Raw genomic sequence first — 7,800 nt, 5'->3', positions numbered from 1 at the left:
CGGGCCAGCCGTCTGCTGGCGGACCTTCCCGAGGTTCGGGAGGCCCTGGCCGCCGAGGCCGGTACCACCACGACCGAGGAAGTCGGCGCGTGGGCGGGCCGGTTGGCCGGAATGCCGGTCGCTGAGCAGCGCCAGGTCCTGACCGACCTGGTCCGGGGCCACGCGGCCGCGGTCCTCGGCTACGACTCGGCGGACGACGTGCTGCCGCAACGCGCGTTCAAGGAGCTGGGCTTCGACTCCGTCGGAGCCGTCGAGCTGCGGAACCGCCTCTCCAAGGCGCTCGGTATCCGACTGGCCTCCACGATGGTCTTCGACCACCCGAACGCCACCGCCCTCGCGGAGCAGATCCTGCGCGAGTTCATGCCGGAGCAGGCCGCTCCGGAGGGTGACGCGGACGAGCCGGCCCTCAAGGAGGCCATCTCGGCGATCCCGCTGGCCCGCATCCGGCAGGCCGGCCTGCTGGACCTGCTGCTGCAACTCGCCGACCCGGCCCAGGACAACGGCGCGGACAGTCGAACGGACACGGAGTCCATCGACGGCATGGACGCCGAAGACCTCATTCGCATAGCCCTCGATGGCAAAGACTCCTGACGCCCTCGTTGATTCGGAGCACATGATCATGGAAACGACCAACGACAGGCTCGTCGAAGCACTTCGCACCTCCCTCAAGGAAGCCGAGCGGCTCCGGCAGCAGAACAGCGCGCTCCTTGCGGCGTCGAGCGAGCCGATCGCGATCGTGGGTGCGGGCTGCCGGTTCCCGGGCGGTGTGACGGGTCCCGAGGAGTTCTGGGACCTGGTGGCCGGCGGTGTCGACGCGGTGGGCGCCTTCCCCGCCGATCGCGGCTGGGAGGCCTTCGAGGAGGCGTTCGGCCGAGGGCAGACGTACCGCCGGCAGGGCGGATTCGTCTACGACGCGACCGAGTTCGACGCGGGGTTCTTCGGAATCAGCCCGCGTGAGGCGCTGGCGATGGACCCGCAGCAGCGGCTGCTGCTGGAGACCTCCTGGGAGGCCATCGAGCACGGCGGGATCGACCCGAAGTCGCTGCACGGGTCGATGACCGGTGTGTTCATCGGAGCCAACACGTCGGGGTACAGCTCGGTTCTGCCCGTCGAGGACGAGAGCCTGGACGGCTACCGGCTGATCGGCGCGGTGTCGGCGGTCGCCTCGGGCCGGATCTCGTACTGCCTGGGTCTGACCGGTCCGGCGGTGACGGTGGACACGGCCTGCTCGTCCTCGCTGGTGGCGATGCACCAGGCGATCCTGGCGCTGCGGGCCGGTGAGTGCTCGATGGCGCTGGCCGGCGGTGTCGCGGTGATGGTGTCGCCGGGTGCGTTCATGGAGTTCGGGCGTCAGGGCGGTATGGCGTCGAGCGGCCGGTCGAAGGCGTTCTCGGAGGAGGCCGACGGGATCGGCTGGGGCGAGGGCGCGGGCATGGTGCTGTTGGAGCGCCTGTCCGATGCCCGGCGCAACGGGCACCAGGTGCTGGCGGTGATCCGTGGCAGCGCGGCCAACCAGGACGGCGCGTCCAACGGTCTGGCGGCGCCGAACGGTCCCTCGCAGCGGCGGGTGATCCGTGCGGCGCTGGCGAACGCGCAGCTGTCGGCGGCGGACGTGGACGTGGTCGAGGCGCACGGGACGGGCACGACGCTGGGCGACCCGATCGAGGCGCAGGCGCTGCTGGCCACCTACGGGCAGGCCGAGGACCGCGCCGCCGACCGGCCGCTCTGGCTGGGCTCGGTGAAGTCCAACATCGGGCACTCGCAGTGCGCCGCCGGTGTGGCCGGGGTGATCAAGATGGTGATGGCGCTGCGGCACGAGGTACTGCCGAAGACGCTGCACGCGGACGAGCCGTCCTCGCACGTGGACTGGGAGACGGGCAACGTCCGTCTGCTCCAGGAGGCGGTGGCGTGGCCGGCGGGTGGGCGCCCGCGCCGGGCGGGTGTGTCGGCGTTCGGCGTGAGCGGGACGAACGTCCACCTGATCGTGGAGGAGGCCCCGGCGGCCGTCGAACCCGAGGCGCGGGAGGCCCGGGTGCTTCCGGTGTTCGCCGGTGGGGCGTCGGCCTGGCCGGTCTCCGGTCAGAGCGCTGCGGCGCTGGCCGGTCAGGCGGGTCGGCTGCGTGAACACGTCGCGGAGCGGCCGGAGTTGTCGGTCGGTGATGTGGCGTGGTCGCTGGCGACGACGCGTGCGGCGTTGGAGCGCCGGGCGGTCGTGCTCGGCGCGGACCGGGATGAGCTGGCGGCGGGGCTGACGGCCGTTGCCACCGGGCAGCCGGCGGCGGGTGTGGTCACGGGGTCGGTGGCTGCCGCTGGTGTGGGGCGGACGGTGTTCGTCTTCCCGGGGCAGGGGAGCCAGTGGGTCGGCATGGGGCGTGAGCTGGCCGAGTCGTCCCCGGTCTTCGCCGCGAAGTTGGCGGAGTGCGCCGCGGCCCTGGCGCCTTATGTGGACTGGCAGTTGGACGATGTTCTGGCGGGCCTTCATGGTTTTGAAGCCGCCGATGTGGTGCAGCCGGCGCTGTGGGCCGTGATGGTCTCGCTCGCTGCGGTCTGGGAGGCGGCCGGTGTCGCTCCGGACGCTGTGGTGGGTCACTCGCAGGGCGAGATCGCTGCCGCCGCGGTGGCCGGGATCCTGTCCCTCGACGATGCCGCGAAGGTCGTCGCTCTGCGGAGCAAGACCCTGAAGGTGCTGGCTGGTCGTGGCGGGATGCTGTCGATCGCGGAGCCGGTGGACGGTGTCCGCGCGCGGATCGCGTCGTACGGCTCCCGCCTGTCGGTCGCGGCCGTGAACGGTCCGTTGGCGACGGTCGTCTCCGGTGACGCCGACGCGCTGCGTGAACTCGCCGACGCGTGCGGGGATTCGCCGCGTGCCCGGATGATCCCGGTGGACTACGCGTCGCACAGCGCCCATGTGGACGAGCTGCGCGAGGAGATCCTCTCGGTTCTCCAGGGCATCGCGCCGACCGAGGCCCGCATCCCCATGGTCTCGGCGCTGACCGGCGCGTGGCTGTCCGGCCCGGAGCTGGACCCGGCGTACTGGTACGCGTCGCTCCGCGAGACCGTGGAGTTCGACCGCGCCGTGCGGATTCTCGGCGACGCAGGCCACGGTGTGTTCCTGGAGGTCTCGCCGCACCCGGTGCTGACCCCGGCGATCGGTGACAGCCTGGAGGAGCGCTCCCCGGTCGTGGTCGGCACGCTGCGGCGCGAGGAGGGCGGCGCCGAGCGCCTGTTGACCTCGCTCGCCGAGGCGTACGTCCAGGGCGCCCCCGTCGACTGGGCGGCGGTGCTCGGCGCCGGCACGGCGGTCGCGCTGCCGACCTACGCCTTCCAGCGGCGCCGCTACTGGCCCGAGGCCCCGGCGGTCGAGCGTACGAAGCTGTCGGTGGACGACTGGCGCTACCGGATCACCTGGCAGCCCTCCACCGCTCGTGGCCCGGCGGACCTGTCCGGCACCTGGCTGGTCGTCGGCGACGGCCCCGAGGCGGCGACGGTCGCCGAGGCGCTGGCCGGTCAGGGTGCCGAGGTCGTGACGGCCGCCGGCCCGGAGCGGCTTGGCGCGGTGCCGGCCGAGGGCGTGGCCGGTGTGGTGTCGCTGCTGGCCCTGGACGAGACGCCGCTCGCCGACCACCCGTTGGTTCAGCGCGGGCTGGCGGAGACCGTCGAGCTGGTGCAGGCGTTGGGCCGGGCCGGGGTCACGGCTCCGCTGTGGGTGCTGACCCGCGGCGCGGTGGCCGTCGGCCCGGACGAGGTGACGACGAGCCCGGTGCAGACACAGGTCTGGGGTCTCGGTCGTACGGTCGGTCTGGAGCACGCGGACCGCTGGGGCGGTCTGGTCGACCTGCCGCCGGTGGTGGACGCCGATGCGGCCGCTCGTCTGGTCGGCGTCTTCGCCGATGGCAGTGAGGACCAGGTCGCGGTGCGGCCGTCGGGTGTGTTCCTGCGCCGGCTGGTGCGGGCGGAGGCCCGGCGCGTCGAGTCGGAGGACTGGTCGCCGCGCGGCACCGTCCTGCTGACCGGCGGCTCGGGTGCGATCGGTGTGGTCCTCGGTCCGTGGCTGGCCGAGCACGGTGCGCCGAGGGTCGTTCTGACCTCCCGCTCCGGCCCGTCGGCGCCCGGGGTGGCGGCGCTCGCGGCCACGCTGGCGCAGGCTGGTTCGGCCGTCGAGGTCGTGTCGTGCGACCTGTCGGTGCGCGAGCAGGTGACCGGCATGGTGACGTGGATCGAGGCCTCCGGCCCCGGCCTGTCCACCGTCCTGCACTCGGCGAACACCCCGTTCCTCGCACGGCTGGAGGACACCGACCGCGACGGGCTCGCCCTGGCGGTCGGCGCGAAGGCGGCCGGCGCCGTCCACCTGGACGAGGCGACGGCCGACCTGGGCATCGACGAGTTCGTGATGTTCTCGTCGATCTCGGCGACCTGGGGCAGCAACGACCACGCCGCCTACGCGGCCGGCAACTCCTTCCTGGACGGCCTCGCCGAGGACCGTCGCGCCCGCGGCCTGCCCGGGACCTCGATCGCCTGGGGCGTGTGGAACACCCGCGACTGGGACGCCGTCGACGCGGCGATGGACCAGGCGCCCGGTCGCGTCACCCCGCACCGCCTGCTGCGGCAGGGCATGAACTTCCTCGACACCCAGCGAGCGCTGACCGCGCTCGGCGAGATCCTGGCCGACGACGAGACCTTCATCGCCCTCGCGGACGTCGAGTGGGAGAAGTTCGCGCCGGTCTTCACGGCCGCACGGCCTCGCCCGCTGCTGGACACCATCCCCGAGGCCCAGGAGGACACGACCGTCCGTCGTGACGAGGACGGGCGCGGTGACTTCGAGCTCCAGCTGGCCGGCCTGTCGGCGGCCGAACGGCGCCGGACCGTCGTGGAACTGGTCCGGGCCCAGGCCGCCGCGGTGCTGGGCCACGACTCCGTGGACGAGATCGTGGCCAGCCGGGCGTTCCGGGAGCTGGGCTTCGACTCACTGACCGCCGTCGAGCTCCGCAACCGTCTCAACGCGGCCGTGGGCGTCCGGCTGCCGTCCACGGTGATCTTCGACCACCCGAGCGCCTCGGCGCTGGCGGACGAGATCCTGGCCGCGCTGTTCGGCACGGACGCGGACGAGGGCCAGACCGTGACGGCGGCGGCGGTGTCGACCGATCCGATCGCGATCGTCGGCATGGCCTGCCGTTACCCGGGTGGTGTCCGGACGCCCGAGGAGCTGTGGGACCTCCTGGCGGCGGGCGGGGACGCGATCGGCGCCTTCCCGGCCGACCGCGGCTGGGACGTCGACGCGCTCTTCGACCCGGACCCGGACGCCGAGGGCTCGACCTACGTCGTGGAGGGCGGATTCCTCAGCGGGGCCGCGGAGTTCGACGCCGGGTTCTTCGGCATCAGCCCGCGCGAGGCCCTCGCATGGACCCGCAGCAGCGGCTGCTGCTGGAGACCTCCTGGGAGGCCGTCGAGCGGGCCGGCATCGACCCGAAGTCGCTGCACGGCTCCGCGACCGGCGTCTTCGTCGGCGCGGCTTCCTCCGGCTACATCGGCGCCGCGAGCGGCGAGGCGGGAGCCCAGGCCCACCTGATCACCGGGAACGCGCTGAGCGTGCTCTCCGGCCGGATCTCGTACTCCCTGGGCCTGGTGGGCCCGGCGGTGACGGTGGACACCGCGTGCTCCTCGTCCCTGGTCGCGCTGCACCAGGCGGTGCAGGCGCTGCGGTCGGGCGAGTGCGAGGTCGCCCTCGCCGGCGGTGTGACGGTGATGGCCGACCCCGGCGAGTTCGTCGGCTTCTCGCGCCTGCGGGCGCTCGCCTCCGACGGCCGCTGCAAGGCCTTCGGCGAGGGCGCGGACGGCATGGGCATCGGCGAAGGCGCCGGCATGCTCGTGCTGGAGCGGCTCTCCGAGGCGCAGCGCAAGGGCCGTCGGGTCCTGGGCCTGGTGCGCGGCTGCGCGATCAACCAGGACGGCGCGTCGAACGGTCTCACGGCGCCGAACGGTCCTGCTCAACGGCGGGTCATCCGGGCGGCGTTGGCCAACGCCCGGATCTCGGCGGCGGACGTGGACGTGGTCGAGGCGCACGGGACGGGTACGGAGCTGGGTGACCCGATCGAGGCGGGTGCACTGCTGGCGACCTATGGTCAGGAGCGGTTCGAGGACCGGCCGTTGTGGCTGGGTTCGGTGAAGTCGAACATCGGGCACGCCCAGCAGGCCGCCGGTGTGGCCGGTGTGATCAAGATGGTGCTGGCGCTGCAAGCCGGTGTGCTGCCGAAGACGCTGCACGCCGATGAGCCGTCCTCGCACGTCGATTGGGAGACGGGCAACGTCCGTCTGCTCCAGGAGCAGGTGGAGTGGCCGGCGGGCGAGCGGCCGCGCCGGGCGGGTGTGTCGGCGTTCGGCATCAGCGGCACCAACGCGCACGTGATCATCGAAGAGGCCCCGGCCGCGATCGACGCGAGCGACCCGGCTCCCGCCCCGGCGGTGGAGAGCGGGGTCCAGGCGTGGGTGGTGTCCGGTCGTAGCGCGACCGCGCTGGCCGGTCAGGCCGGTCGGCTGCGTGAACACGTGCTGGCGCGGCCGGAGTTGTCGGTCGGCGATGTCGCGTGGTCGCTGGCGACGACGCGTGCGGCGCTGGAACACCGGGCCGTCGTGCTCGGCGGCGAGCGGAGTGAGCTCGTGGCGGGTCTCGTGGCGGTGGCCACCGAGCAGCCAGCGGCGGGTGTGGTGACCGGGTCGGTGGCGGCCGCTGGTGTGGGGCGGACGGTGTTCGTCTTCCCCGGCCAGGGCAGCCAGTGGGTCGGGATGGGGCGTGAGCTGGTCACGTCGTCGCCGGTGTTCGCGGCGCGGCTGGCGGAGTGTGCTGCGGCCCTGGCGCCTTACGTGGATTGGCAGTTGGACGATGTGCTGGCTGGTCGGCACGGTTTCGAGGCCGCTGACGTCGTGCAGCCGGCGCTGTGGGCCGTGATGGTCTCGCTCGCGGCCGTGTGGCAGGCGGCGGGCGTCGCTCCAGACGCTGTGCTGGGTCACTCGCAGGGTGAGATCGCCGCTGCCGCCGTCGCGGGGATTCTCTCCCTGGAGGACGCCGCCAAGGTGGTGGCTCTGCGGAGCAAGACCCTGAAGGTGCTGGCCGGTCGTGGCGGGATGCTGTCGATCGCGGAGCCGGTGGACGGTGTCCGCGCGCGGATCGCGTCGTACGGCTCTCGCCTGTCGGTCGCGGCGGTGAACGGTCCGTCGGCGACGGTGGTTTCCGGTGACGCCGATGCGCTGCGTGAACTGGCGGACGCCTGTGGGGATTCGCCGCGTGCCCGGATGATCCCGGTGGACTACGCGTCCCACAGCGCGCACGTGGACGAGCTGCGGGAGGAGATCCTCTCGGTTCTCCAGGGCATCGCTCCGACCGAAGCCCGGATCCCGATGGTGTCGGCGCTGACCGGTGCGTGGCTGTCCGGCCCCGAGCTGGATCCGGCCTACTGGTACGCGTCGCTCCGGGAGACGGTGGAGTTCGACCGTGCCGTGCGGATTCTGGGCGACGCGGGACACGGTGTGTTCCTGGAGGTGTCGCCGCACCCGGTGCTGACCCCGGCGATCGGCGACGCCCTGGAGGACCGTTCCCCGGTCGTCGTGGGCACCCTGCGACGCGACGAGGGCGGCGCCCAGCGGCTGCTGACCTCGCTCGCCGAGGCCTATGTGCGGGGGCTCCCCGTCGACTGGGCCGGGCTCCTGGGCGGTGGTTTGACGGTGGACCTGCCGACGTACGCGTTCCAGCACCGTCACTACTGGCCCGAGGCGGTGGCCGAGGTTGCCGAGGTCTCCGCTGTCGAC

Annotated in this window: 1 protein-coding gene and 1 pseudogene; both read left to right on the top strand. The window is 73.0% G+C overall.

What is annotated here, in order from left to right; genetic code table 11:
• Positions 1-591, top strand: a 591-nt coding sequence (locus AE652_RS06390; protein WP_049650176.1) for an acyl carrier protein, incomplete at its 5' end; no start/stop codon positions are given.
• Positions 592-619: 28 nt separating this feature from the next.
• Positions 620-7,800 (top strand): annotated as a pseudogene (locus AE652_RS43785) (beta-ketoacyl synthase N-terminal-like domain-containing protein); the annotation flags it as partial.

This window comes from Kitasatospora sp. MY 5-36 (assembly GCF_001182915.1).
GTDB lineage: Bacteria > Actinomycetota > Actinomycetes > Streptomycetales > Streptomycetaceae > Kitasatospora.
Note: the sequence above shows the minus strand (reverse complement) of the source record. Positions and strands in the feature narration are given on the sequence as shown.